This window comes from Nonomuraea sp. LP-02 (genome assembly GCF_036289125.1).
Taxonomy (GTDB): domain Bacteria; phylum Actinomycetota; class Actinomycetes; order Streptosporangiales; family Streptosporangiaceae; genus Nonomuraea; species Nonomuraea bangladeshensis.
Window position 1 is genome coordinate 8805341 of the sequence record NZ_JAXCLK010000001.1, and the last position, 23360, is coordinate 8828700.

Annotated in this window: 23 protein-coding genes; 12 read left to right on the forward strand and 11 right to left on the reverse strand. The window is 73.6% G+C overall.

The window, feature by feature from the left end:
* Positions 1–44 precede the first annotated feature (44 nt).
* The 4 genes from SMD20_RS40995 to SMD20_RS41010 all read left to right on the forward strand — a co-directional run bounded on the left by SMD20_RS40995 (position 45) and on the right by SMD20_RS41010 (position 5085).
* The gene (locus tag SMD20_RS40995; protein WP_329591576.1) at positions 45–1343 is read left to right on the forward strand and encodes a glutamine synthetase family protein; all 1299 of its coding nucleotides are present in this window, start codon (positions 45–47) and stop codon (positions 1341–1343) included.
* Positions 1333–2493: an amidohydrolase family protein gene (locus SMD20_RS41000; protein ID WP_329591578.1), complete on the forward strand. Its 1161-nt coding sequence runs from the start codon at positions 1333–1335 to the stop codon at positions 2491–2493. The genes SMD20_RS40995 and SMD20_RS41000 overlap by 11 nt, the downstream gene beginning before the upstream one ends.
* Positions 2490–3653 carry a M20 metallopeptidase family protein gene (locus SMD20_RS41005; RefSeq protein WP_329591580.1) on the forward strand — a complete coding sequence of 388 codons (1164 nt, stop codon included), beginning with the start codon at positions 2490–2492 and terminating at the stop codon, positions 3651–3653. The genes SMD20_RS41000 and SMD20_RS41005 overlap by 4 nt, the downstream gene beginning before the upstream one ends.
* A gap of 91 nt (positions 3654–3744) precedes the next feature.
* Positions 3745–5085: a N,N-dimethylformamidase beta subunit family domain-containing protein gene (locus SMD20_RS41010; RefSeq protein WP_329591582.1), complete on the forward strand. Its 1341-nt coding sequence runs from the start codon at positions 3745–3747 to the stop codon at positions 5083–5085.
* Here SMD20_RS41010 and SMD20_RS41015 read toward each other — a convergent pair.
* From SMD20_RS41015 to coxB, 11 genes are all read right to left on the reverse strand, one after another.
* The gene (locus SMD20_RS41015) at positions 5082–5726 is read right to left on the reverse strand and encodes a cytochrome c maturation protein CcmE domain-containing protein (protein ID WP_329591584.1); all 645 of its coding nucleotides are present in this window, start codon (positions 5724–5726) and stop codon (positions 5082–5084) included. The genes SMD20_RS41010 and SMD20_RS41015 overlap by 4 nt on opposite strands.
* An 85-nt stretch (positions 5727–5811) precedes the next feature.
* Positions 5812–6483: a cytochrome c biogenesis protein CcsA gene (gene ccsA, locus SMD20_RS41020; protein WP_329591586.1), complete on the reverse strand. Its 672-nt coding sequence runs from the start codon at positions 6481–6483 to the stop codon at positions 5812–5814.
* 40 nt (positions 6484–6523) lie between these two features.
* On the reverse strand, positions 6524–6799 hold the full coding sequence (locus SMD20_RS41025; protein ID WP_329591588.1) for a hypothetical protein: 276 nt from the start codon (positions 6797–6799) through the stop codon (positions 6524–6526).
* Positions 6789–8261 carry a cytochrome bc1 complex cytochrome b subunit gene (qcrB, locus tag SMD20_RS41030; protein ID WP_329591590.1) on the reverse strand — a complete coding sequence of 491 codons (1473 nt, stop codon included), beginning with the start codon at positions 8259–8261 and terminating at the stop codon, positions 6789–6791. The genes SMD20_RS41025 and qcrB overlap by 11 nt, the downstream gene beginning before the upstream one ends.
* Entirely contained in the window at positions 8258–9097 is an 840-nt protein-coding gene (locus SMD20_RS41035; protein WP_329591592.1) for a Rieske 2Fe-2S domain-containing protein, read from the reverse strand. The genes qcrB and SMD20_RS41035 overlap by 4 nt, the downstream gene beginning before the upstream one ends.
* Positions 9094–9765 (reverse strand): cytochrome bc1 complex diheme cytochrome c subunit, encoded by a 672-nt coding sequence (gene qcrC, locus SMD20_RS41040; RefSeq protein ID WP_329591594.1) that lies wholly within the window; start codon positions 9763–9765, stop codon positions 9094–9096. The genes SMD20_RS41035 and qcrC overlap by 4 nt, the downstream gene beginning before the upstream one ends.
* Positions 9762–10697 (reverse strand): cytochrome c oxidase assembly protein, encoded by a 936-nt coding sequence (locus tag SMD20_RS41045; protein ID WP_329591596.1) that lies wholly within the window; start codon positions 10695–10697, stop codon positions 9762–9764. Before SMD20_RS41045 ends, qcrC begins: the two co-directional genes overlap by 4 nt.
* A complete protein-coding gene (locus SMD20_RS41050) occupies positions 10688–11068 on the reverse strand; it encodes a hypothetical protein (RefSeq protein ID WP_329591598.1) in 381 nt (126 codons plus the stop codon). The genes SMD20_RS41045 and SMD20_RS41050 overlap by 10 nt, the downstream gene beginning before the upstream one ends.
* Positions 11065–11676, reverse strand: a complete 612-nt coding sequence (locus SMD20_RS41055) for a cytochrome c oxidase subunit 3 (RefSeq protein WP_329591599.1) — start codon at positions 11674–11676, stop codon at positions 11065–11067. The genes SMD20_RS41050 and SMD20_RS41055 overlap by 4 nt, the downstream gene beginning before the upstream one ends.
* Positions 11673–13574: a cytochrome c oxidase subunit I gene (gene ctaD, locus SMD20_RS41060; protein WP_329591601.1), complete on the reverse strand. Its 1902-nt coding sequence runs from the start codon at positions 13572–13574 to the stop codon at positions 11673–11675. Before ctaD ends, SMD20_RS41055 begins: the two co-directional genes overlap by 4 nt.
* Before the next feature lie 3 nt (positions 13575–13577).
* The gene (gene coxB, locus SMD20_RS41065) at positions 13578–14549 is read right to left on the reverse strand and encodes a cytochrome c oxidase subunit II (protein WP_329591603.1); all 972 of its coding nucleotides are present in this window, start codon (positions 14547–14549) and stop codon (positions 13578–13580) included.
* A 180-nt stretch (positions 14550–14729) separates the two neighbouring features.
* On the opposite strand from coxB, the gene SMD20_RS41070 reads away from it, so the two are divergent.
* The 8 genes from SMD20_RS41070 (at position 14730) to SMD20_RS41105 (ending at position 23358) form a co-directional block, all read left to right on the forward strand.
* Complete coding sequence (locus SMD20_RS41070) at positions 14730–16580, forward strand: cytochrome c-type biogenesis CcmF C-terminal domain-containing protein (protein WP_329591604.1); 1851 nt, start codon at positions 14730–14732, stop codon at positions 16578–16580.
* Complete coding sequence (locus SMD20_RS41075; protein ID WP_329591606.1) at positions 16577–17095, forward strand: TlpA family protein disulfide reductase; 519 nt, start codon at positions 16577–16579, stop codon at positions 17093–17095. Before SMD20_RS41070 ends, SMD20_RS41075 begins: the two co-directional genes overlap by 4 nt.
* On the forward strand, positions 17092–17949 hold the full coding sequence (locus SMD20_RS41080; protein ID WP_329591608.1) for a cytochrome c-type biogenesis protein CcmH: 858 nt from the start codon (positions 17092–17094) through the stop codon (positions 17947–17949). The genes SMD20_RS41075 and SMD20_RS41080 overlap by 4 nt, the downstream gene beginning before the upstream one ends.
* Positions 17950–18072: 123 nt before the next feature.
* Positions 18073–18921, forward strand: a complete 849-nt coding sequence (locus SMD20_RS41085; protein ID WP_329591610.1) for an IclR family transcriptional regulator — start codon at positions 18073–18075, stop codon at positions 18919–18921.
* A gap of 325 nt (positions 18922–19246) precedes the next feature.
* The gene (locus SMD20_RS41090; protein ID WP_329592831.1) at positions 19247–20011 is read left to right on the forward strand and encodes an ABC transporter permease; all 765 of its coding nucleotides are present in this window, start codon (positions 19247–19249) and stop codon (positions 20009–20011) included.
* A 32-nt stretch (positions 20012–20043) separates the two neighbouring features.
* Positions 20044–21096 carry an ABC transporter substrate-binding protein gene (locus SMD20_RS41095; RefSeq protein WP_329591612.1) on the forward strand — a complete coding sequence of 351 codons (1053 nt, stop codon included), beginning with the start codon at positions 20044–20046 and terminating at the stop codon, positions 21094–21096.
* 43 nt (positions 21097–21139) lie between these two features.
* Positions 21140–22588: an FAD-dependent oxidoreductase gene (locus SMD20_RS41100; protein WP_329591614.1), complete on the forward strand. Its 1449-nt coding sequence runs from the start codon at positions 21140–21142 to the stop codon at positions 22586–22588.
* The gene (locus SMD20_RS41105) at positions 22588–23358 is read left to right on the forward strand and encodes a hypothetical protein (protein ID WP_329591616.1); all 771 of its coding nucleotides are present in this window, start codon (positions 22588–22590) and stop codon (positions 23356–23358) included. The genes SMD20_RS41100 and SMD20_RS41105 overlap by 1 nt, the downstream gene beginning before the upstream one ends.
* The last annotated feature ends 2 nt before the right edge of the window (positions 23359–23360 follow it).

Consider the following 23360-nt stretch of genomic DNA (forward strand, 5'->3'; position numbering starts at 1 on the left):
GCAGCCGGTCGCGGGCGTGCCGACCGGACTGGGAGGAGAGTGCGATGACCACCGGGACCGTCTTCGTGGCGACCTGCGACCTCGCGGCGCAGGTCCGCGGCCGGGCCGCGCCCGTGTCGAGGCTGGAACAGACGCTTCGGAACGGGGTCGGCTGGGTTCCGGCCAACCTGGCGCTGAACTGCTTCGGCGACCTCGCGGGCGGCAACGCGTTCGGCTCGGTCGGTGACCTGCGGCTGATGCCCGACCCCGCCACCGCGATCGACCTGCCGGCCGACGAGGGGACGCCCGGCGCCCGGCTCTACCTCGCCGACCAGACCGGCCTCGACGGCTCCCCGTGGCCCGGCTGCCCGCGTGGTTTCCTGCGCGCCGCACTCGACGACCTGCGCGAACGTGCCGGGCTGGAGATCCACGCCTCCTTCGAGCACGAGTTCATGCTCGAAGGAGGCGAGCCCGGCGACGAGCCGCCGTTCTCCTTCCAGCGCGCCCGCCGCGCCGAACCCTTCGGCACCGACCTGGTCACGCTGCTGGAGGGCGCCGGGCTGGAGCCGGAGACCTGGCTGCCCGAGTACGGCCCCGGCCAGTTCGAGATCACCCTCCGGCCCGCCCCCGGCCTCGTCGCCGCCGACCGCGCGGTGCTCCTCCGCGAGCTCGTCCGCGACCTCGCCCGCAGGCGCGGCCACCGGGCCACGTTCGCGCCGATCGCCGACCCCGACTCCGTCGGCAACGGCGTCCACGTGCACTTCTCGCTGCGGCAGGCGGACGGCGGCGGCCCCGTCATGTACGACGCCGACGCCCCCGGCAGGCTGTCGGCCGTCGCCGCCGCGTTCGCCGCCGGCGTCCTGGAGCACGCCGGCGCGGTCGTGGCCGTCACCGCGCCCAGCCCCTCCTCCTCCATCCGGCTCACCCCGCACCGGTGGAGCTCCGGCGGGGTGTTCCTCGCCGAGCGCAACCGCGAGGCGCTGCTGCGCATCGCGCCCACCCTGGCGATCGGCGACGCCGACCCCGCCGCCCAGCTCCACCTGGAGTACCGGGCCGCGGACGCCACCGCCAACCCGTGGCTGGTCCTGGGCGTCCTCGTCCGCGCGGGGCTGGCCGGGCTGGCGGCGGGCGAGCCCGCCCGGGTCTGGCCCGAGTCCAGCAGCGAAGAAGACCTGGCCGGCGAGCCCCCGCTGCCCGCGTCGCTGCCGGAGGCGCTCGCCGCGCTCGAGGCCGACGAGGTGGCGCGCGGCTGGTTCCCGCCCGAGCTGCTGCACACGTTCCTCACCGTGAAGCGGACCGAGCTGGACCACGTCGCGGGCCTGCCCTCCCACGAGCTCTGCAGGAAGGTCGCCGATGTCTACTGAGACCACGGGCGCCGCGCTGGAGACGGAACTCGGCGCCCTCCCCCTGGTCGACCACCACGTTCACGGAGCCTCCGCCGACGATCTCGGCCGGGACGTGTTCGAGACCCTGGTGACCGAGTCGGACCGCCCGATCCCCGCGTTCATGACGCAGTTCGACTCCCAGATCGGCTTCGCCATCCGCCGCTGGTGCGCGCCCGTGCTCGGGCTGCCCGCGCACGCCTCCCCCGAGGAGTACATGTCCCGCCGCGCCGAGCTCGGCGCGGCCGAGGTCAACCGGCTGCTGCTCACCGCGAGCGGCATCGGCCGCTACCTGGTCGAGACCGGCTACCGGGGGGACGACGTGCTCAGCCCCGCCGGGATGACGGCCGTGTCCGGCCGGCCCGCCCACGAGGTGGTCCGGGTCGAACGGGTGATGGAGGACGTCGCGGCGTCCGGCGTCGCCGCCGCCGACCTGCCCGGCCGCTTCCGCGAGGAGCTGCGCCGCCGTACGGAGCACGCCGTCGCGCTCAAGAGCATCGTCGCCTACCGGCACGGCTTCGCCTTCGACCCCGCCCCGCCCGACGACCGCGAGGCCGTCGCGGCGGCGGGCCGATGGCTCGCCGACGCCGAGCGGACCGGGGAGCGGCGGGTGAGCGACCCCGTCCTGCTGCGCCTCGGCCTGTGGGCGGCGGCCGAGCGCGGCCTGCCGCTGCAACTGCACGCCGGGTACGGCGACCCCGACGTCGAGCTGCACCTGTGCGACCCGCTGCTGCTCACCCGGTGGCTCAAGCTGGTCGAGCCGACCGGCATGGACGTGCTGCTGCTGCACTGCTACCCGTACCACCGCAACGCCGGCTACCTCGCGCAGGTGTTCCCGCACGTCTACTTCGACGTCGGGCTCGGCGTCAACTACACCGGCAGCCGCTCGGCCGAGCTGATCGCCGAGTCGCTGGAGCTCGCCCCGTTCGCCAAGACCCTGTTCTCGTCCGACGCCTGGGGGCCCGCCGAGCTGCACTTCCTGGGCGCCCACCTCTTCCGCCGCGGCCTCGGCCGCGCCCTGCGGCACTGGACCGACGCCGGCGAGTGGAGCGAGCGCGACGCCGTACGGGTGGCCCGCATGATCGGCGCGGACAACGCGCTGCGCGTGTACCGCCTGGAGGGCGCCGCGTGAGCACGAGCCTGGCGGCCCGCCTGCTGACCGCACTGGAAAAAGAGCTGCCCGCGGCCGGCGAGCTGCGCCGCAGACTGCACGCCCGCCCCGACCTGTCCGGCGAGGAGGGGCCCACCCGCGACCTCGTGCTCGCCGAGCTGCCCGGCGACGAGGCGCACCTGGTGGCGGGGACCGGCGCGCTCGTACGCGTCGGTGGACCGGGGCCCGCCATCGGCGTCCGCGCCGAACTCGACGCGCTCGCCGTGACCGAGCGGACCGGCGTCGCCTGGGCGTCCGGCACCCCGGGCCGCATGCACGCGTGCGGGCACGACGTGCACCTCGCCGCGCTGGTCGCGCTCGCCCGCGCGGTCGCCGCCACCGGCGACGCGGTGCCGCTGGTGGCGGTGCTGCAACCCCGCGAGGAGACCTATCCCTCGGGGGCGCGCGACATCGCCGGATCGCCGCTGCTGGCCGGCCAGGAGCTGACCGCCGTCATCGGCGCGCACGTCCAGCCCACGCTCCCCGCGGGCACGGTCGCCGCCACCCCCGGCACGGTGAACGCCGCCGCCGACGAGTTCACCGTCGTCGTACGGGGCCGCGGCGGCCACGCCGCCTACCCGCACCTGACCAGCGACCCCGTGCTCGCCCTCGCCCACGTCATCGTCGGGCTCCAGCGGGTGGTCAGCCGTGACGTCGACCCGACCAGCTCGGCCGTGCTCGGCGTCTCCACCCTCGCCGCGGGGAGCGCGCCCAACGTCGTCCCCGACTCCGCCTCCGCCAGCGGCACACTCAGGTCCCTGAGCGACCCGGTACGCGAGCGCGTCCACGCCCGCCTGCGCGAGGTGGCCGAACTCATGGCCCGCGCCCACGGCTGCGAGGCCACGGTCACCATCACCCACGGCGAACCCATCCTCCACAACGACCCCGCCCTCGCCGGCCTGGCCGGCGCGAACCTGACGGCGCTCGGGCTCGAACCCGCACAGCCCATGTGGTCGTTCGGCGCCGACGACTTCTCGTACCTGTCGGCCGTGCTGCCGGGGCTGATGATGTTCGTCGGCGTGGACGACGGCGGCGGCGCCCGCCTGCACGGCTCCGACTTCCTGCCGGGCGACGACGCGGTCCGCGACGTGGCCCTGGCGATGCTGGCGGGCTACCTGGCGGCGGCCGGCGAGACGGCCTGACCAGGCAGATCAGGTCCCGGCGAGTGCCGGAACAGGTAAGCACTCGGCCAACGGGCGGCGTCCGGACGGGACCGGGCGTGAGCATGTGATCGTGCGTCACGTCCTCGCCGCCCTGGTCCTGCTCGCCGCCGCCGGCTGCTCCGCCCCCGCGCCCGTGGCCCCCGGGCCCGCCGCTCCCGAACGCGCCGCTCCCGCGCCCCCGCAGGCGCCCCCTGCCGGGCCCGTGCCCTGGCGCATCACGAAACGCGGCGGCGAGCACGAGATCGAGGGCTACGCCGACCGCGTCAGCGTGCTGCCGGGGGAGCGGTTCCGGCTGCTCGTCTCCACCACCGCGCCGCGGTTCACCGCGTCGGCGTTCCGGATGGGCGCCCAGCCGGTACGGGTCTGGCGCTCCGCGCCGACCGAAGGGAGACGGCAGCCGCCGGCGCGGACCGTCGCGCGCACGGTGACCGCCGCCCACTGGAAGCCCTCGCTCACCGTCGACACCACCGGCTGGGCCGAGGGCGCCTACCTGGTACGGCTGGACGCCTCCACGGGCGGCCAGCGGTACGTCCCGATCACCGTGCGCTCGGCCTCGGCCGAGGGCCGCGTGGTGCTCGTCAACGCGGTCACCACCTGGCAGGCGTACAACCTGTGGGGTGGCCGCAGTCTCTACAAGGGGCCCGGCGGCTTCGGCGACCGCTCACGTGAGGTCACCTTCGACCGTCCCTACGACGGCTCGGGCGCCCGGCTCTTCCTCGACTTCGAGTGGAACGCCATCCGGCTGGCCGAGCAGAGCGGCCTGCCGCTGGCCTATCTGACGAGCCTCGACCTGCGGCCCGGCGCGCTGCGCGGCGCCCGGGCCGTGGTGTCGCTGGGGCACGACGAGTATTGGTCGCCGGCGATGCGGGAGGTCGTCACCCGGGCCCGCGACGAGGGCGTGAACCTGGCCTTCCTCGGGGCCAACGCCGTCTACTGGCGGATCGGGCTGTCCGGCAGGACGGTCAGGTGCGACAAGGAGACCCAGTGCCCGCTCTGGCGGCAGTCGAAGCCGGAGAGCGAGCTGGTCGGGCAGATGTACGACTGCTTCCCCGCCGAGGCGGCCTACCGGGTGACCAGGCCGGGCCACTGGATCTTCGAGGGGACCAGGGGCCGGGTCTTCCCCGGCATGGCGGGCGTGGAGACCGACAAGGTGTCGGCCGGCTCGCCGGACGTCCAGGTGCTGGCCGAGTCGCCGGTGAACTGCGGCGGCCGGGCCACCGTGAGCAACAGCACCTACTACGTCGCCCCCAGCGGCGCCGGCGTGTTCGCCTCCGGCACGATGCGCTGGGTGTGCGGGATGAAGGGCGCGGCGTGCGGCCATGGCGTGACGCGCGCGGCCTCCGCCTTCACCCGGCGCGCCACGCTCAACCTCCTGACCAGGTTCGCCAAGGGCCCAGCTGGGCGAACTTAGAGGTCGGCGACGCGGAGCGTGCCGGTCATGCCCAGCGGCTCGTGGCCGGTGACGCCGCACACGAGGGTCAGCAGCGCGCCGGGCGGGGCGTCGAGCCGCAGCGTCGCCGTCTGCCCCGGCGCCAGCACCGGCGTGTGCGCCGACACGCCGATGCCGGTCACGATGAGGTCGTGCGCGGTGGACCCGGCGTTGGTCACCTCCAGCGTCACCGGCCCGGGCCGCAGCACGGGGTCGCCGACGGTCACGGCCCATTCGGTGAGGCCGACGCGGGTGCTCGTGACCGGCGGCCGGTACTCGTTGGAGTGCTTGACCATCAGCCGGTCCGACAGGAGCACCCCGCCGTCCATGCGGCCTTCGACGATCGCCCCCTGGCCGCCCGCGAAGACCGGGGAGACCTCGCCGGTGTGCCGCACCGGCAGGTTCCGTACGCCGTCGGTGAGCGTGAAGGAGACCCCTTGGGGCATGGTGTGCACGCTGCCGGCGACGACCAGCCCGCCGACCCGCAGCCGGTCGCCCGGCTCCGGCGGCTCCTGGGCGAGCTCCTGCGGCGTGCGGTAGTAGACGACCCCTTCGCCCAGCGCCTGGAAGACCAGCACGCCCCCGGCCACCACCGCCACGGCGGCGATCAGCAGCCTCCTCATGACGCGGTGCGGCCCGACCACACGACGTACCCCGCCCAGGTGGCCACGGTGAGCAGGTAGCCGGCGGCCACCCACGGCCAGCCGCTCACCGTGCGGCTCCCGCGGGCGCGTGCGCGGCGGGGAGCGGCGGCGGGGGAGCGGCGGCGAGCGAGCGGACGCGGCGCGCGACCACCCAGGCCGCCAGCGCGGTGAACGCCGCCGTCGCCACGAGCAGCGCGGCCAGCATGGGCGCCGCGATCGGGAGCCGCCCTTCCGGGCTGAGCACCGTCGGCGGCTGGTGCAGGGCCCGCCACCACAGGACCGAGCCGTGCGCGAGCGGCACGGTCAGGAACCCGGCGCAGCCGGCGATCGCCGCCGCCCGGCCGCCCGCCAGCCGCCCGGCCAGCAGGTACGTGACGTACGCGGCGAACATCAGCACCGTCGTGGACAGCCGCGGGTCCCAGGTCCACCACACGCCCCAGACCGGCCGCCCCCACAACATGCCGAGCGCGACGGCGAGGGCGGTGAGGCCGGCGCCGACCTCGCCCGCGGCCCGGCCGATCCGGTCCAGCTCCGGCCTGGGGTGCCGCAGCCGCAGCAGCCCGGCGGCGAAGACCGCGGTGAAGCACAGGTAGGCCGTCCATGCGGCGGGCACGTGCACGTACATGAGGCGCTGGACGTCGCCCTGCACGGCGTCGGGCGGCGCCACCGCCAGGCCCGTGACCAGGGCCGTCGCGGCTCCCGCCGAGACCAGCGAGCCTGCCAGGGATGGTCGCATGCCGCCTCCTCCCGTCATCACTGTGCGTGACCGTGTCAATCTATCCACCCTGTCCGTGACCGCGGCGGAGGCGCACCCGCCGCAGCAGCCGCCAGGCGACCACGGCGAGGAGGAAGCGCTCCAACCAGCGGCTCAGCAGACGGCCGGTGCGGGAGCGCGGCTCGCCGCCGCCGGAAGGGAGCGGGTAGGCCGTGTCGGCGCTGTGCCGGGCGGCCTCCTCGCTCATGTACTCCACGTTGCTGAGCAGGCAGGTCTCACCCTCGTGGTAGGCCCAGCGCCAGTAGCCGTTCGGCTGCCGCCACACCTCAACCCGCATGCCGGCCTCCCGCGTCCACGACCTGCGGCGCGTCCTCCGACGGCACGTCGGGCCGGTCACTGAGCTGCCCGGGTGCCGGGTGACGCGGCCGCCGGGCGCGGGACAGGCCCAGCGCCTCGCCGACGTGCCGGGGCTCCAGCGTCATGAGCCGGCTCTCCGGATGCGCCCGCAGGGCCCGCGCCAGCACGTACGCCACCGCCGCGATGACCGGCGGCCCGGCGAGCACCACGATCCGCAGCACCGCGACGACGTCCTCCACGGGAGCCTTCAGCCAGCGCGCGATCAGGTCGTCGGAGGCGGCGAACAGCAGCAGCCCCGTCTGCGCCACCGCCCACACGCCCACCGCCGTCCGCCCGGGACGGTCCCTGACGCGGGCGTCCACGTGATGCCGGCCCCGGTCGCCGGTGACCAGGCGGTCCAGCCACGGCCAGGCGTACATGACGAGGACCATCAGCAGCGGCAGCGCCACCGCGGGCAGGAACGGCGACGGCACCAGGTAGCCGAACACCCGGAACTCGGCCGCGGGGAACAGCCGGATCATGCCCTCCACCCAGCCCATGTAGAAGTCGGGCTGGCCCGGCGTGGTCGCGTTGGCCGGCTTGAACGGCCCCCATATCCACACCGGGTTGATCTGCGCCAGCCCGCCCAGGCCGAAGCTCACCGCCAGCACGCCGGACAGCAGGGCCAGCGAGCGGAAGGCGTACGTGGGCCACATCTTGGAGCCGACCACGTTGCTGTCGCGCCGCCCGGGGCCGGGGAAGTGCGTGTGCTTCTGGCGGATCAGGATCGCCATGTGCGCGGCGATCAGCGTGGCGATGAGCGCGGGCAGCAGCAGCACGTGCAGGCCGTACAGGCGCGAGATGATCAGGTAGCCGGGGAACTCGCCTCCGAACAGCAGGAACGCCGCCCACGACCCGACGACGGGCACCGACAGCGCGATCGAGTAGCCGATGCGCAGCCCGGTGCCGGACAGCAGGTCGTCCAGCAGGGAGTAACCGACGAAGCCGTTGGCCAGCGACGTCAGCAGCAGGGTGACGCCGACGAGCCAGTTGATCTCGCGCGGCTTGCGGAACGCGCCGGTGAAGAAGATCCGGCAGGCGTGCGCCGCGATCGCCCCCAGGAAGATCAGCGCCGACCAGTGGTGGACCTGCCGGAACAGCAGCCCGCCGCGCACGTCGAAGCTGAGCTCGACCGCCGAGGCGTACGCGGCCGACACGGACGAGCCGTGCAGCGGCGCGTACGAGCCGCCGTAGATCGTCTCGGCGCTGCTCGGCACGAAGAAGAAGGTGAGGAACACCCCGGTCGCGACCAGCGTGACGAAGCTGTAGAGGGCGATCTCGCCCAGCATGAACGTCCAGTGGTCGGGGAAGACCTTGGCCAGCGCGGTCCGGGTGATCTCGGCGGCCCGCAGCCGCCCGTCCACCCAGCGCCACCCGGCCCGCCCCACCGAACGGAGGATCACATCGGCCTCCAGTAGCCCGCGCCGACCGGCTCGTGGAAGTCGCCGGCGGCCACCAGCACCCCGTCGAGCCCGAGCCTGAGCGGCAGCTGCGGCAGCGAGCGGGCGGCCGGGCCGAACACCGGCTCCGCGCCGCGCAGCACGTCGAACACCGACTGGTGGCACGGGCAGACCAGCCGCTCCTCGGGCAGCATGTACTGGCCGACGGGGCAGCCGGCGTGGGTGCACAGCTTGGAGTAGGCGATGATGCCGCCGACCGTCCAGCCTTCGCGGCCGCGCGGCAGGTCCAGGCGGGCCGGGTCCACGTGCAGCAGCAGCGCCATGCTGTCGCCGGTGTCGCGGTGGCCTTCGGGGAAGACCGTCAGCATCGTGCCCGGGACGACCCGTTCGGGACGGATGAGGTAGCCGTCCTGGTCCACCAGGCGCACGCCGTCCCGCCAGGCGGTGGTGGCCAGCGCGACCGCGGGGGAGGGGCCGTGCACCAGCAGCGACCGCAGCGGGAACAGCCCGGCCAGGCCGAGCGTGCCGAGCGCCGCCGTCAGCATGCGGCGCGGCAGCCGGCCGGCGGGCGGCTCGAACTCCGACTCCAGCGCCGCGCGCTCCTCCGGCGGGGAGCGCATCGGCTCGCGCTCCTCGACGTACGGGCCCTGCGGCAGCAGCCGGGCCGCCCACAGCGTGAACCCGGCGGCCAGCCCGGCGAAGGCCACGCAGAAGCCGAGCCCGAGCAGCAGCCGGTCGTCGCCGGTCACGTAGCCGGCCGCGGCCAGCACCGCGCCGAGCACGGTCACCGCGAAGGCCACGGCGATGCCGCGCTCGGCCCGCCTCCCCGGATCGCTCATGGCGCCCTCTTCCCGATCAGGCGGATGAACAGCAGGAGCAGGCCGAGCCCGACGAGCAGGGCGACCGCGCCCTCGGCGACCGGGCCGATGCCGCCCAGCGGGTTGCCGCCGTGGTCGAGCTGGGGGCGGGTGGTGGTCAGGTAGGAGGCGATGGAGTCCACCTCGGCGTCGCCGAGCACCGAGGGCGGGAAGGCGGGCATCGCGCCGGGGCCGATCCGCACGGCCTCGGCGATCTGCGTGGGCGTGGAGTAGAGCAGCGGGGGAGCGGCCAGCCCGTGGGCCAGCGTGCCGCCCGACTGCGCGCCCGAGTGGCAGGAGGCGCAGGTGGCCATGTACAGCTCGCGTCCCAGCCGTACGTCCCCTGGCCTGACCTGGGGGATGGCCGGACCAGGGCCGAGCGCGGCGATGTAGGAGGTGAGCGCGGCGATGTCGGCCTCGGTGAACGCGGGCGGATGGCGTTCGGGGCGCACGTCGGGCCGCGGGAGCGGCATGCGTCCCGTCGAGAGCTGGTAGTCCGCGTTCGCCGCGCCCACGCCCTTGAGCGACGGGCCGCGGTCGCTGCCCACGCCTCCCTGGCCGTGGCAGGTCGCGCAGTGCGCCCCGAACAGGTCCCTTCCGCGCTCCTCCGGGGACGGGGACGGCGGCCCGGCGAGCGCGTGCTCGATCATCGCTCACCTCCGGACGCCGGCGAGGCGACGGACGGCCTCGCAGCGCTCATTTCCCGGGGCCCGTCCATCCACGCGAGGAAGAGGGCAAAGATCGCGCCGAGATATACCAGGTCAGCCGGTATCCACATGACCAGCCCGGCCAGTTGCTGATCGGTCAGCGGGTCGGCGCCCGACGCCAGCGCGGCCGCCGCCTGACCGGGGAACAGCGGCGCCCCGGCCAGGGTCAGGACCGCGCCGAGCGCCGCGCTGGGCAGCGCCGTGGCGAACAGGTAGAGGATCGCGGCGGGCGGGTTCAGCCGCGACCGGGAGGACGACAGGACGTGCGTCCACAGCAGGTACGAGGTCCCGAGGAAACAGGCGTGCTCCACCAGGTGCGCCATGGGGTCGCGCAGCGCCAGCTCGTACGGGCCGGGCAGGTGCCAGAGCCAGAGCACGCCCACGTGCCCCGCCCAGGCCGCGACCGGCCGCCTCGGCACCCGGCGCAGGACGTGCCTGGCCAGGGCGAGCACCCGTCGCGCCCGCCGGGGCAGCGCCAGGGTGAGCGGCAGGCCGGGCGAGCCGGCGGCCAGCAGCGGACCGGCCGCCGCGACGAGGATCATGTGCTGCAGCATGTGGGTGGAGAACCGCTGGTCGGCGACCGCGTCGAGGGGCGGCAGCAGGGCCGCCGCGACCGACCCGAGCCCGCCCGCGAAGGCCCCCACCCTGACCCGGCCCAACCGGCGCGCGCCCGCCCGTAGTGAGCGGCCGGGACCGCCCAGCCGCCGCAGCCCGAGCAGGTAACCGGCGGCGGCCAGGACCAGCCAGCAGGCCACCGGCGCCACCCCGGCCAGGTCCAGCCCGCCGTCGTGGTGGTGCAGGGCCGTGTGGTGCAGGGCCGTGTGATGCAGGGCCGTGTGGTGCAGGGCCGTGTGGTGCAGGGCCGTCAGCCGCATGCGGCCAGTACCGCCACCGCGACCGCGCCGAACAGGATCATCAGGCAGGAGAACGCGTCGAGCCCGAGCCCCAGCTCGGCCAGGAACCTCGCCCGCCGCTCCCGCCGCCCCTCCGGCTCGGTCAGGTGACGCAGCCGCAGCCGCCACGCGACGGCCAGCGCCGCGACCGCGACGACGCCGGGCAGGACGGTGGCCAGCAGCGCGAAGAGGCGTACGGGAATGCCGGCCACTCGGGGGTGGCCGATGGAGCAGGCCACCTCCACCACGGCCCAGGCCACCAGCAGGTGCGCGGCCCAGGCCAGCACTCCGCCCACGACGGCGAAGGCCAGCAGCCACCGCGCCGCCCGCCGGGTGCTCGGCCGCGTGCTCACAGGTGCGGGCTCAGGTAGAGGGAGAACAGGATGGCCAGCCATACCCCGTCCACGAAATGCCAGTAGAACGACACGATCCGGACCCGCTCGTGATGGGTGCGGCCGAACTTGCCGGCCAGCGCCGCCACCAGCGTGAAACCCACCATGAGCAGGCCCGTGAAGACGTGCGTGCCGTGGAAGCCGGTGATGACGTAGAACAGCGAGCCGTAGGTGTTCGTGGTCCAGGTGAACTCCGGCAGCTTGGTGGCGTACTCGGTGGCCTGGACGCCCAGGAAACCCGCGCCGAACAGCAGCGTGAGCGCCAGCATGACCCTGAGCAGCCACCGCCGGTCGTGCCTGATCGCCCAGTCGGCCCAGGCGATCCAGCCGCTGCTCGTCAGCAGCAGCGCGGTCATCACCAGCGGCTTGGCCAGCTCGGGCTTCTTGATCCCCGGCGGCGGCCACTCCGCCGAGGTCAAGAACCGCAGGTAGAAGTACGAGGCCAGCAGGCAGGCGAACAGCGTCGCCTCGGTGGCCACGAACAGCACCATCCCCCACCAGGCCGGGGTGCGGCCCTTGGGCGCGCTGCTCAGCGCCGCGGGCTCGGTGATCTCGTTGATGGCGCTCATGCGCGAGCGGCCTCCCTCGGCCAGAGCCAGCGGACGACGACCAGCGCGGTCGCGACGGCGAAGGCGGCGGCGAAACCGGGCCGGTCGAACAGCAGGGAGGCGACGGCCAGGAACAGCGCGCCCGCCGCCGCGAGCGGCACCCACGAGTGCTCCGGCATCTCCAGCGGCCCCTCCGGCTCGCCGTCCAGCTCCGAGGTACGCAGCACCAGATGCCCGTCGGCCAGCACCCGCGCCCCGGACGTCGCGCCCTCGGCGAGTGAGGCGCGCGAACGCTCGTCCCACATCGGGTGCAGGCTGTGGACGGTGGGAATGACGGCGAAGTTGTACGGCTTCGGCGGGGACGCCGCCGCCCACTCCAGCGTCTCGCCGCCCCACGGGTCGGCGGGCGCGGACGGGCCGCGCCGATGGGCGTACCAGAGCGTGCCGAGCACGACCAGCAGCCCGACGCCCAGCAGGTACGCCCCGACGGTCGCGGCCAGGGCCCACGGCTCCCAGCCGATCCCCGACGGGAAGGTGTAGACCCGGCGCGGCATCCCCAGCAGCCCGGAGACGTGCATGGGGAGGAACGTCAGGTTGAACCCGGCGAAGGTGAGCCAGAACGCCCAGCGCCCGGCCCGCTCGCTCGTCATCGTGCCGGTCAGCTTCGGCCACCAGTGGAACAGCCCGCCGATGATGGGGAACACCGCGCCGCCGAACAGCACGTAGTGGAAGTGCGCGACCACGAAGTAGGAGTCGGTGACCTGCTGGTCGAAGGGGACGACGGCGAACATCACCCCGGTCACGCCGCCCATCGTGAACACCACGATGAACCCGGCCGCCCACAACATCGGCACCTTCAGCACGACGCGGCCCATGAGCATGGTGGCCAGCCACGAGAAGATCTGGATCCCGGCCGGGATCGACACCACGATGCTGGCGGCGGAGAAGAACGTCAGCGACAGCTGCGGCAGGCCGACCGCGAACATGTGGTGCACCCACACCCCGAAGCTGATCACCCCGGTCGCCACCGTGGCCAGCACGATGAGGCTGTAGGCGGCGATCGGGCGGCGGGCGAAGACCGGCACGATCGAGGAGACGATGCCGAGCGCGGGCAGCACGATGATGTACACGTCCGGATGGCCGAACAGCCAGAACAGGTGCTGCCACAGCACCGCGTCCCCGCCCGCGGCCGGGTTGAAGAAGTGCGTGCCGAACCGGCGGTCCAGGAAGAGCAGGAAGTTGGCGGTGTTCAGCGGCGGCAGCGCGAACACCACCATGAACGAGGTGACCACCAGCGCCCACACGAACACGGGCACCCGGTTCAGCGTCATGCCGGGCGCGCGCAGCTTCAGCGCGGTGGAGATGAAGTTGATCGCGCCCGCCGTCGTGGACACGCCCAGGAACAGCAGCCCCAGCGTGTAGACGTCCAGATTGGGGCCGGGGGCGAAGCGGGGGCCGGTCAGCGGCACGTACGCGAACCACCCGCCGTCCGGCGCGGCGCCGAACGGCAGGCTGCCGAACAGCAGCACCCCCGCCAGCGCGAACACCCAGTAGCCGAAGGCGTTCAGCCGTGGGAAGGCCATGTCCCTGGTGCCCAGCATGAGCGGGAACAGGAAGTTGCCGAACCCGAACAGCATCGGCGTCGCGAACAGGAAGATCATCGCGGTGCCGTGCAGGCTGAAGAGCTGGTTGTAGGTCTGCGGCGCGACCACGCCGGCGTCCGGGGCGATGAGCTGGGTGCGCATCACCACGGCCTCCAGCCCCGCCAGCGTGAAGTACACGGAGGCCGTCACCAGGTAGCGGCGGCCCACGCGCTTGTGGTCCACCGTGGTCAGGAAGCCGCGCAGGCCGGGCGGCTCCTGCCAGTGGCGCGCGACGCGCTCGGCGGCGCTCGCCCGTGCCCCGGCGACGGTCTCCACGTGCTACTCCAGACTGCCCAGGTAGGCGGTGACGGCCCGCAGCTGCTCCGGCGCGAGCGGCTGCGGCGGCATGCGGTTGCCCGGCTTGTACGCCTGCGCGTTCGCGATCCAGGCGGCAAGGTTCGCCGGTGTGTTGTGCAGGGTGCCCGCGCCGAGGAAGCGGCGTCCGCCGACGTGCGTCAGGTCCGGCCCCTGCTTTCCCGCCGCGGATGTCCCGGCGACGGTGTGGCAGGAGGCGCAGGACGTCGCCTCGAACACCTGCCGCCCCTCGCCCGCCGCGGTCGCGGGCTGCGACTGCCTGGCCAGCCACGCGTCGAAGGCGGCGTCCGGCTCGGCCACGATGTGCAGCGCCATCCGGCCGTGCTGGGTCCCGCAGTACTCGGCGCACTGCCCGCGGAACAAGCCGGGCCGGTTCGCGGTGAACCACATGTCGTTGACCCGCCCGGCGACCAGGTCGGTCTTCACCGTGAGCTGCGGCACCCAGAAGCTGTGGTTGACGTCGGCGGTGCGGAGCCGTACGTGGACGGTGCGCCCGACCGGCACGTGGATCTCGTTGGCCGTGGTGAAGTGCGAGGCGGGGTAGCGGACCTCCCACCACCACTGGTGCCCGGTCACCTCGACGGTCAGCGCCTTCGGGTCGCGCGGGTCCTCGAACGCCCGCATGGCGTCCAGGCCGGTCAGGTACGTGAACATGAGGATGACGGCAGGGACGGCGAGCCCCCACACCACGACGAACCGGCGCCCCGACGAGGTGCGCGCGCTCGCGTCGCGGCGCCGCGCGACCGCCCACAACACCAGGCCCGTGACCGCGACGCACACGACCACGGCGATGCCGAACAGCAGCCACCACAGATCGGCCACCCGCGCCGCGCCGGGACCGCCCGGCGACAGCGCCGACGGGGCGCCGGCGGAGCAGGACGCGGCGAGGAGCGGGGCGCAGGCCGCGGCCACGCGCCCGATCTTCGTTGCCGCCACGCTCGGAGCCTCCCGTCCCCCTGTTCGCGCAGGCTAACCCGGCGCCTCGACGCGACCCGCTCGCCACGCCAGCGACCTGGGGAAACTTGTCCAGCGCCGCGGCCGGAGCGATGCTGGCCCTGCCTCCCTCCGATCCGTTCTCCGGGAGGAAGCCGTGTCCGACCGCCGGGCCGCGCGATCGTGATCAACACTCTGGGCGCCGCCGCGCTGTGGTCCGGGCTGGCCGCGTCGCTGGCCGCCGTACTCACGTGGCCGCGTGCCCGGAGCCGTGCCCTGGCGGTCGGCGCCACGACGGCCGCGCTCGGCGCCGCCCTCCTCGCCTTCCTGCTGCTGGAGACCGCACTCCTCACGCACGACTTCGGCGTGGGGTTCGTGGCCCGGCACGGCGGGCGTGAGGTGCCGCTCTTCTTCACGGTCACCAGCCTGTGGTCGGCGCTGGAAGGATCGCTGGTCCTGTGGCTGCTGATCCTCACCGGCGTCGCCGCCGTCGCCGCGCGGGCCCGCGACCCGCTCCAGCCGGTGGCGATGACCGTCGTCATGCTGGTCTGCGCCGCGTTCTTCGCGCTCACGGCGCTCGCCGCCGACCCCTTCGTGCCGGCCGACCCCGTCCCGGCGAACGGGCCGGGCCCCGACCCGCTGCTGCGCGGCCACCCGCTGATGGGGGTGCATCCGCCGCTGCTCTACCTGGGGTTCGCCGCCCTGGTGGCGCCCTTCGGGTACGGCGTCGCCTGCCTCGTCACCGGCGGCACCGCTCTGGCGCGCATCAGGGCCTGGACGCTGGCCGCGTGGATCCCGCTGACCGCCGGGATCGTGCTCGGCGCCTGGTGGTCGTACGGGGTGCTCGGGTGGGGCGGCTACTGGGAATGGGACCCCGTCGAGAACGCGTCCCTGATGCCCTGGCTGCTCGCCACGGCGCTGCTGCACGCCGCCCGTACGCGTGCGCTCGTCACCTGGACGACGCCGCTGGCCGTGGGGGCGTTCCTGCTGGTGCTGCTCGGCACGTTCCTGACCCGGAGCGGGGCGGTGGCGAGCGTGCACTCCTTCACCCGTTCGGAGGCCGGACCGGCGCTGCTCGGACTGCTGACGGTCGCGCTGGTCGGCGCGGGCGGCCTGCTCGCCCGGCGGGCGCGGCAACCGCGCCCGGCGGGGCGGCCGGACCCGGCGCTCCTGCTCGGCTGCGCGCTCCTGACCGTGCTGGCCGGCACCGTGCTGCTCGGCACCCTGTTCCCCGCCGTCGCCGGACTCTTTCATGGCGAGCAGGTGTCGGTCGGGCCGCCGTACTACGAGCGCACCGTGGTGCCGGGCCTGCTGGCGCTGGTCGTCCTCATGGGCGTGGGAGTGCGCCGCGCGGGCCGTGGCCTCGCGGCGCCCGTCGCCGCGGGGGCCGCCACCGTCGCCTGCCTCGGGTTCACCGGCCGCCACCCCGTCATGGCCCTGGTCACCTTCGGGGCGGCGGCGTTCGCGCTGGCGGCGCTCGCGGGACGCCTGCTCGGCCCGGCCCGCGAGCGGCTCGACCGGAGACGCGCGGGCGCGCTGCTCGCGCACGCCGGGGTCGCCCTGGCCGCCGTCGCCATCGCCGCCTCCACCGGCTACGCCGAGGAGAACCAGGGCCGGATCCAGCAGGGCCGCTCCCTCCTGGCCGGCGGCTACAGCGTGCGGCTCGACGGCGTCGAACGGGCGCGGACCGGTGACGCCATGACGGCGACCGCCCGCGTCACCGTCACCCGCGAGGGGCGGTTCGTCGGGGTGCTGCGGCCCTCGCTCGTCTTCTTCCCCGCCCGCGGCGGCTCGCCGGTCGCCCAGCCGGCCATCCGCGCGGGGTTCGCGGGCGATCTGTACCTGTCCGTGACGGAGGTCGACCAGGAGGGAGGCGCGGTGATGCTGCGCGTGGCGGTGAACCCCCTCATGGGGATGCTCTGGGCGAGCGGCGGCCTGACCGCCCTGGGCGGCCTCCTCGCCGCGCTCCCCGTGGGCCGCGGGCGAACCCGCACCTCCGGGGCAGCCCGACGCGAGGAGGTGACGGTGGCATGAGGCGGCTGCCGGCCGTCGTCGCCGTCGTCGTCGCCGTGCCGATGCTGGTGGCCGTGCTCGTGCACGCCCTCGGCGACGACCGGGAAGGGACGTGGCCCGCGCCCGAGCGGCGCAGGCCCGACCTGTCCGGTCGCACGCTCGACGGGCGGCCGTTCACGCTCGACGGCCTGCGCGGCAGCCCGGTCCTCGTCACCGTGTGGGCCTCCTGGTGCGACCCGTGCCGCGAGGAGTTCCCGCTGCTCGTCGCCGCCGCACGCGACCTGCGCGGCGTACGCGTGCTCGGGGTGGACCTGCGCGACGCGGCCGGGGCGGCCCGCGCGTTCCTGACGGAGACGGGCGCGACGTCCTTCCCGCACCTGTCCGACCCTGACGGGCGGCTCGCACTCGAACTCGGGGCGCGGGGCGTGCCGGAGACGTTCCTCCTCGACAGGGACGGCTACGTCGTCGACCGCCTGATCGGCACGCTCACCCCCGGCTGGATCGAGGCCCACGTGCAGCCGCTGCTGGACCCATGACGGCCAGGCTCGCCGCGCTGATCCTGACCGTGCTCGCCGCCCTGGCGCTCTGGAACTCCGCCCAGCGGGAGCCCGGCCTGGCCGAGCGGACGCACGACCTCGCCGCGATGCTGCGCTGCCCGGACTGCGCGGGCGTGTCTGCGGCGGAGTCGTCCTCGGCGATGGCCCTGTCGGTCCGGGCCGAGATCGAGCGCCTGCTGCGCGCCGGCGTCGGCGACGACGACATCTTGCGCCATTTCCGGCAGCGTTACGGGGAGTGGATCCTGCTCTTCCCGCCGATGCAGGGGCTGCCGCTGGCGCTCTGGGCGCTGCCCGCGGCGGCCGTCCTGGCACTGGTGCCCCTGGCCGCCCGCCGACGGCGGCGCCCGCCACCTCGCGGCCCCTCGGCGGGGTACGCGCCCGTGGGCGCCAAGACCGTTCCCGTGGTCGCGCTCGGCGTCCTGGCCGTCGTCGCGGGGGCCGTCGTCGTCCGGGTGAGTCACGAACCCGCGCGACCGGTGACGGCGGACCAGCCCGACGACCCGGTGGCCAGAGGACGGCTGCTCGCGTCCGCCGGCGACCACGAGGGCGCGGTCCGTGCCTACCGGGAGGCCCTGCGCCGGCGTCCGGACGACCGTGCCGCGCTCTCCCTGCTCGGACTGCAGCTCATCGAGACGGGACGGGCCGCCGAGGCCGTGTCCCTGCTGGGGAAGGTGGCCGGCGGCCGGTCACGGGACGCCGACCTGCTGCTCGTCCTCGGCACGGCGCAACTGGCCACCGAGCCGGAGCGGGGCCGCCGTACCCTCGCCCGTTTCCTGGCCGTCGCCCCCGCCGGACACCCGGCGGCGCCACGGATCCGCGACCTCCTGCGCTGAACGCTCCCGGCGTCGCAGGCGTCCTCGTGCGAACCGCGACAGCACACGGATGTTCGCAGAATGGGACAAATTCCCATTCGCCAGACGTCGGAGGTGCGCGAATCACAGCTATGCTGTGGCCTTGTGCGGTCGGGTGAGAGCAAGAACTCGGGAGACACCGGGCGTCCGCCGGCGAGCGGCGCCGGCACGTCCTCCGAGGAAGGGCAGACGAGCAGTGGCGTCGAGCGCGCCCTGCAAGTGATCTTCGCCGTGGCCGCCGCCAAGGAGCCCGACATCGGGGTCTCCGAGCTGGCCCGTTCGCTCGGGCTGAGCAAGGCCGTCGTGCACCGTGTGGTGCGCACCCTCGTCGCCGCCGACTTCTTCTCCTTCGACGAGCGCACCCGCCGCTACAGCCTCGGGCCCGGCGCGGTGAGCGTGGGCCTCGCGGCGATGGCGCAGATGGAGGTGCCGCGCATCGCGCAGCCGCATCTCGAACGCCTCGTGGCCCGCACCAGGGAGACTGCCACGCTGTCCGTCCGCTACGGCTTTCAGCGGATGTATCTGACCCAGGTGCTGTCTCCGCAGGAGATCCAGATGTCGGTGCAGCTCGGCCGGCTCTATCCGCTGCACGCCGGCGGCTCGTCCAAGGCCATCCTCGCCGCGATGCGGCCCGACGAGATCCGCTCCTGCCTGGCCGCCGGGCCGCTCGACGCGCTGACCCCGATCACCATCCAGGACACCGACCGCCTGCTGGAGGAGCTCGATCTCATCCGGCGGCGCGGCTACGCGGTGAGCCTCGGCGAGCGTCAGCAGGGCGCGGCCTCGGTGGCCGCTCCCGTCTACGAGGCCACCGGCAGCGTCTACGGCTCCATCTCGGTCTGCGGCCCGGTCGGCCGCCTCAGCGCCGGCGAGACCGAGACCTATGGCCGGCTCGTCAAGGAGGCCGCGGCCGAGGTGTCGCGGCAGCTCGGCTACCGGCCCGCCCAGCCGTAACCTCCCCTTTTCCTTCACGTCGGCGTCGCCCGGCGTCCTTCGCCACCTGCGGACATCACGTTTCGTGTTCGCTCTGCCCTTTCCCGTTATCTTCTTATAGGGTGCGAAAAGCCGCCAAAACGGATCATTCTGCTCTGACTTCCAAAAAGGGGCAGACGGGACCTTGACCCTCACTCCAGCACGCCTCTAGCATCCTCCTACCGGTACGGCGTTCCTCTAAGCGATACAACCGTGAGTATGGAGATCTAGCATGCCGAGCCCTGCCACCGCCCCCGGAGGCCCCAGACCTCGCGTGTCCCGCAAGAAGTGGGCCGCTTCACCGGTGATGCTCTGGATCACCACCCCCCTGCTCCTCCTGGTGTTCATCGGCGCCTGGAAGGCCTACACCCTCCTGTTCGACGTGAGCTCGCTCATGCTGCCGCCGCCCGAGCAGGTCGGCACCGCGATGGTCGAGCTCATGCAGGGCAAGATGATCTACGACGCCATCGGGGTCACCCTCTACGAGACTCTGGTGGGCTTCGCGCTCGCCGCCGCCGTCGGGATCGGCCTCGGGATCATCCTCGGCAAGGCCCGCAACCTGGAGCGGGTGCTCTCGCCGTTCCTCGTCGCCACCCAGGTGGTGCCGAAGGTGGCGATCGTGCCGCTCTTCCTGCTCTGGTTCGGGTTCGGGACCACGTCCAAGATCTTCATGGCGGCGATCATCGCGTTCTTCGTCATGATGCAGAACACCATCCTGGGGATCCGCTCGATCGACCCCGGCCACCGCGACCTCATGCGCGTCATCCAGGCCCCCTGGTGGAAGCGAGTGATCTCGCTCGACATCCCGTCCTCTCTCCCGTACGTGCTCACCGGCGTCGAGCTGGGGGTCGTCTTCGCGATCACCGGCGCGGTCGTCGGCGAGTACCTGGGCGGTGACGAGGGACTCGGCGCCCTCGCCACGACCATGCTCGCCAGTCTGCGCACCGACATGCTCTTCGCGGCAGTGATCGTGATGACGGTGCTCGGCTTCCTTCTCTACGCCGTCACGGCGGCCATCCGGCGATTCGCCATCCCCTGGCACGAGTCGTCCGGCCGCCCCACCTCCCTCTGAGAACCCGAGAACCTCCGAGAACAGGACACCCCATGGACCGCCGCAACTTCTTCAGGACGGCCGGGCTGATCGTCGGCACGATGGCCGGGACCCAGTTCCTGGTCGGCTGCGGGTCGGACGACGCCGGCACCACGACGGCCGCCTCCGCCGCCCCCGGCGCCGCGAACCTGCGCAACCTCGTCTACATGACCCCGTTCCAGCACATCATCGCCCACGCCGACGTGTACGTGGCGGCCCACCAGGGCTTCTTCGCCGCGGAGGGCCTGCTGATCACCCCGGTCGGCGGCACCGGCACGGCGAGCTCCATCTCCCAGGTCGCCGCCAAGCAGGCGATGTTCGGCAAGGCCGCCTCCGTCATCACCTGCCCGCTCATCGCCGACCAGAAGACCGAGGTGGTGACGATCGGGCAGAAGGACCAGGTCAGCCAGTACAGCGTCGCGTCCCTGCCGGACAAGCCCCTCACCCACCCCGAGCAGTGGCAGGGCAAGACCATCGGCGTCATCTCCAAGGGCGGCACCACCGAGCTGCAGCTCGACGCGATGTCGGTGGCCGCCGGGCTCGACCCGACGAAGGTGAAGAAGGTCGTCACCGGCGCCGACGTCGGCTCGCTGGAGTTCCTGCGGCGCGGCGACGTGGACGGGTTCATCACCTTCATCGGCACCGAGACCTCGTTCAAGCAGAAGAACATCGAGCTGCACTACCTCAACACCGACGAGTTCGCGGTGCTGCCCGGCGACTCCTACCTCGTCACCCGCGAGACCGCGGAGAAGGAGGGCGAGGCGATCACTGGCTTCCTGCGCGCCTGCCGCAAGGCGTGGGAGTTCATGGCCGACCCCGCCAACGGCGACAAGGTGCTGGAGGCCATGGGCCAGTTCAACGAGATCGAGGTCTCCGACAAGGAGCTCGCCAAGGCCAAGGTCGCGGGCGAGGTCAAGGTGAGCACGCCGAAGAACGGCAAGTTCCTGTCGATCGACGTGGCCGCGTGGGAGAGCGCCGTCGAGCTGATGCGCAAGTCGGGGATCATCAAGGACAAGTCCCGGCCCGTCACCGACTTCGTCAACACGACGTTCGTCGACGCGATCTGAGGAATCCGTTCATGCTGCACATCACGGCACCGGGACACGAGCGATGAGCGCGAAGCCGGCCACGACGGACCTCGTGGTGATCGGCGCCGGCACCGCCGGCCTGCCCGCCGCGATCGAGGCCGCCCGCCACGGGCTGCGGGTCACCGTCATCGAGAAGGCCGACAGGATCGGCGGCACGCTATGGCGCTCCTGGGGGCAACTGTCCGCGGGCGGCACCTCGCTGCAACGTTCCAAGGGCATTCTCGACAGCCCCGACCTGCACTTCGACGACGTCATGCGGATCAGCAAGAACACCGCCGACCCCGTGCTCGTCAGGCTCGCGGTGAGCCACGCGCCCGCCACTGTCGAATGGCTGATGGCCTCAGGGTTCGACATGGACCCCGACGCGCCCGCGGTGCTGCATTTCCATGAGCCGTACCTGCTGGCGCGCACCTACTGGGGGCGCAACGCCGGCCGGTCCGTGCTGGACGTGCTCGCGCCCGCCTTCGAGAAGGAGACCGCGGCCGGGTCCGTGACGCTGGAGCTGAACACCGAGCTGGTCGAGCTGCGCGCCTCGGAGCGCGGCCGGGTGGACGGGGTGACCGTCCGCCGGCCGGATGGAACGCTCCACGACATCGACGCGCGGGCCGTCATCCTCACCAGCGGCGGCTACGCGGGCAACCCCGAGCTGTTCCCCCTGTTCACGGCGGGCGCGCCGCTGGCGGGCCCCGGCTCGCCGGAGGCGGACGGCTCGGGCATCCTCGCGGCCGTCGCCGCGGGCGGCCGGGTACGCGGCCAGGAACGCTTCCTCCCGACGTACGGCGGCGTGCTCAAGCCCGGCAGCTCGTGGGAGACCGTGCACCTGGACGACTACCCGGCGCTGACCCCGCAGTCCCGGCAGCCGTGGGAGATCCACGTCAACGCCCGGGGCGAGCGGTTCGTGGCCGAGGACGCGCCGAGCGTCGACGTCCGCGAGAACGCCCTGCTGGAGCAGCCCGAGCTGAAGTTCTGGGTGGTCTACGACGCCGCGATCCGCAGGGAGGCGCCCGCGCTGTTCCCGACCTGGAGCGAGGCGGAGCTGGACGACGCGTTCGCCGGCCACCCCTCGTTCGCGGCGGCCGGCGACCTGCGGGCGCTCGCGGAGGCCGCCGGCATCGACGCCGACGGCCTGGCCCGCACCGTGGCGGCCTACAACGAGGCCGTCGCCACGGGCAGCGACGAGCTGGGCCGCACGCACCTGCCCGCGCCCATCGCCGAGCCCCCGTTCCACGCGGTGCTGAACCACGGCTCCACGCTGAAGAGCCCGGCGGGCCTCGCGGTGGACGGCGAGCTGCGGGTCCTCGGCCGGGACGGGCCCTTCCAGAACCTGTGGGCGGCCGGCGAGGTCCTCGGCGGCAGCACCTTGTCCGGCAAGTCCTTCGTGAGCGGCATGAGTGTCACCCCGGCCCTGAGCTTCGGCCGGATGCTGGGCCGCCGGGCGGCCGGCGCGGACACCGATCCAGGGAGCATGTGATGTGGAACAGGCCTGACGTCGACTTCATCCAGAGCCAGGACGTGCCCTGGCAGGCGGTCACCGAGGGCGGCTTCGGCACCGCCCAGGGCGGGCGCAGGCGGCTGCTCAGCCGCGACGCCGGCACCGGCGCGGAGACCGCGATCCACCGCCTCACCGGCCGGCACTCCGGCGTGCTCGACAGCGCGGTGGACCTGTTCGTCATCGGCGGCGAGGGCCTGCTCGACGGTGAGCCGCTGCGCGTCGGTGACTACGTCTACGCCAAGGCGGGCACGGCGCTCGACCTGGTCGCCTCGGCGCGCGGGCTCACGATCTACTGCGGATTCTGGGGCCCCTCCGGCTTCGCGCCGGGCACGGGCTCCGGCGAGCCTCTGCTGCGGATCGCCACCGAACGCGAGCCGTGGGTGCCCGCCGGATGGAGCGGCGAGGTCCCGCTGGAGGCGGGCGCCATGTCCAAGGTGCTGCGCTCCGACGACACCGTCTTCGTCTACCTCGCGGGGATGATGCCGGGCTGGAAGTCGCCGATGGAGGAGGCCCACCCCCAGTACGAGGAGTCCTTCAAGATCTATGGAGACGTCCTGATGGGGCCGCTCGGCGTCATCAGGGCCGGCGGCTACTTCTTCCGGTCCCCGCACGTCTTCCACGGCCCGCTCTACTCGCGCGGCGGAACGATGTCGTTCATCCGCTCGAACGCGGCCCCCACCACCGAGTACCGCGCCCCCGGACCAGGCGGAGCGTGGGACGAGCTGTCGGCGACCGCGTATGTCGACTGACG

What these genes read in the sequence shown, in the direction of transcription:
- SMD20_RS41095 (WP_329591612.1), top strand. Translation starts at nt 20,044, where the DNA reads ATGGACCGCCGCAACTTCTTCAGGACGGCCGGGCTGATCGTCGGCACG.
- SMD20_RS41015 (WP_329591584.1), bottom strand. Translation starts at nt 5,726, where the DNA reads ATGAGGAGGCTGCTGATCGCCGCCGTGGCGGTGGTGGCCGGGGGCGTG.
- SMD20_RS41100 (WP_329591614.1), top strand. Translation starts at nt 21,140, where the DNA reads ATGAGCGCGAAGCCGGCCACGACGGACCTCGTGGTGATCGGCGCCGGC.
- SMD20_RS41080 (WP_329591608.1), top strand. Translation starts at nt 17,092, where the DNA reads ATGACGGCCAGGCTCGCCGCGCTGATCCTGACCGTGCTCGCCGCCCTG.
- SMD20_RS41075 (WP_329591606.1), top strand. Translation starts at nt 16,577, where the DNA reads ATGAGGCGGCTGCCGGCCGTCGTCGCCGTCGTCGTCGCCGTGCCGATG.
- qcrC (WP_329591594.1), bottom strand. Translation starts at nt 9,765, where the DNA reads ATGATCGAGCACGCGCTCGCCGGGCCGCCGTCCCCGTCCCCGGAGGAG.
- SMD20_RS41045 (WP_329591596.1), bottom strand. Translation starts at nt 10,697, where the DNA reads ATGCGGCTGACGGCCCTGCACCACACGGCCCTGCACCACACGGCCCTG.
- SMD20_RS41035 (WP_329591592.1), bottom strand. Translation starts at nt 9,097, where the DNA reads ATGAGCGATCCGGGGAGGCGGGCCGAGCGCGGCATCGCCGTGGCCTTC.
- ccsA (WP_329591586.1), bottom strand. Translation starts at nt 6,483, where the DNA reads ATGCGACCATCCCTGGCAGGCTCGCTGGTCTCGGCGGGAGCCGCGACG.
- SMD20_RS41055 (WP_329591599.1), bottom strand. Translation starts at nt 11,676, where the DNA reads ATGAGCGCCATCAACGAGATCACCGAGCCCGCGGCGCTGAGCAGCGCG.
- SMD20_RS41105 (WP_329591616.1), top strand. Translation starts at nt 22,588, where the DNA reads ATGTGGAACAGGCCTGACGTCGACTTCATCCAGAGCCAGGACGTGCCC.
- SMD20_RS41090 (WP_329592831.1), top strand. Translation starts at nt 19,247, where the DNA reads ATGCTCTGGATCACCACCCCCCTGCTCCTCCTGGTGTTCATCGGCGCC.
- SMD20_RS41000 (WP_329591578.1), top strand. Translation starts at nt 1,333, where the DNA reads ATGTCTACTGAGACCACGGGCGCCGCGCTGGAGACGGAACTCGGCGCC.
- SMD20_RS40995 (WP_329591576.1), top strand. Translation starts at nt 45, where the DNA reads ATGACCACCGGGACCGTCTTCGTGGCGACCTGCGACCTCGCGGCGCAG.
- SMD20_RS41025 (WP_329591588.1), bottom strand. Translation starts at nt 6,799, where the DNA reads ATGCGGGTTGAGGTGTGGCGGCAGCCGAACGGCTACTGGCGCTGGGCC.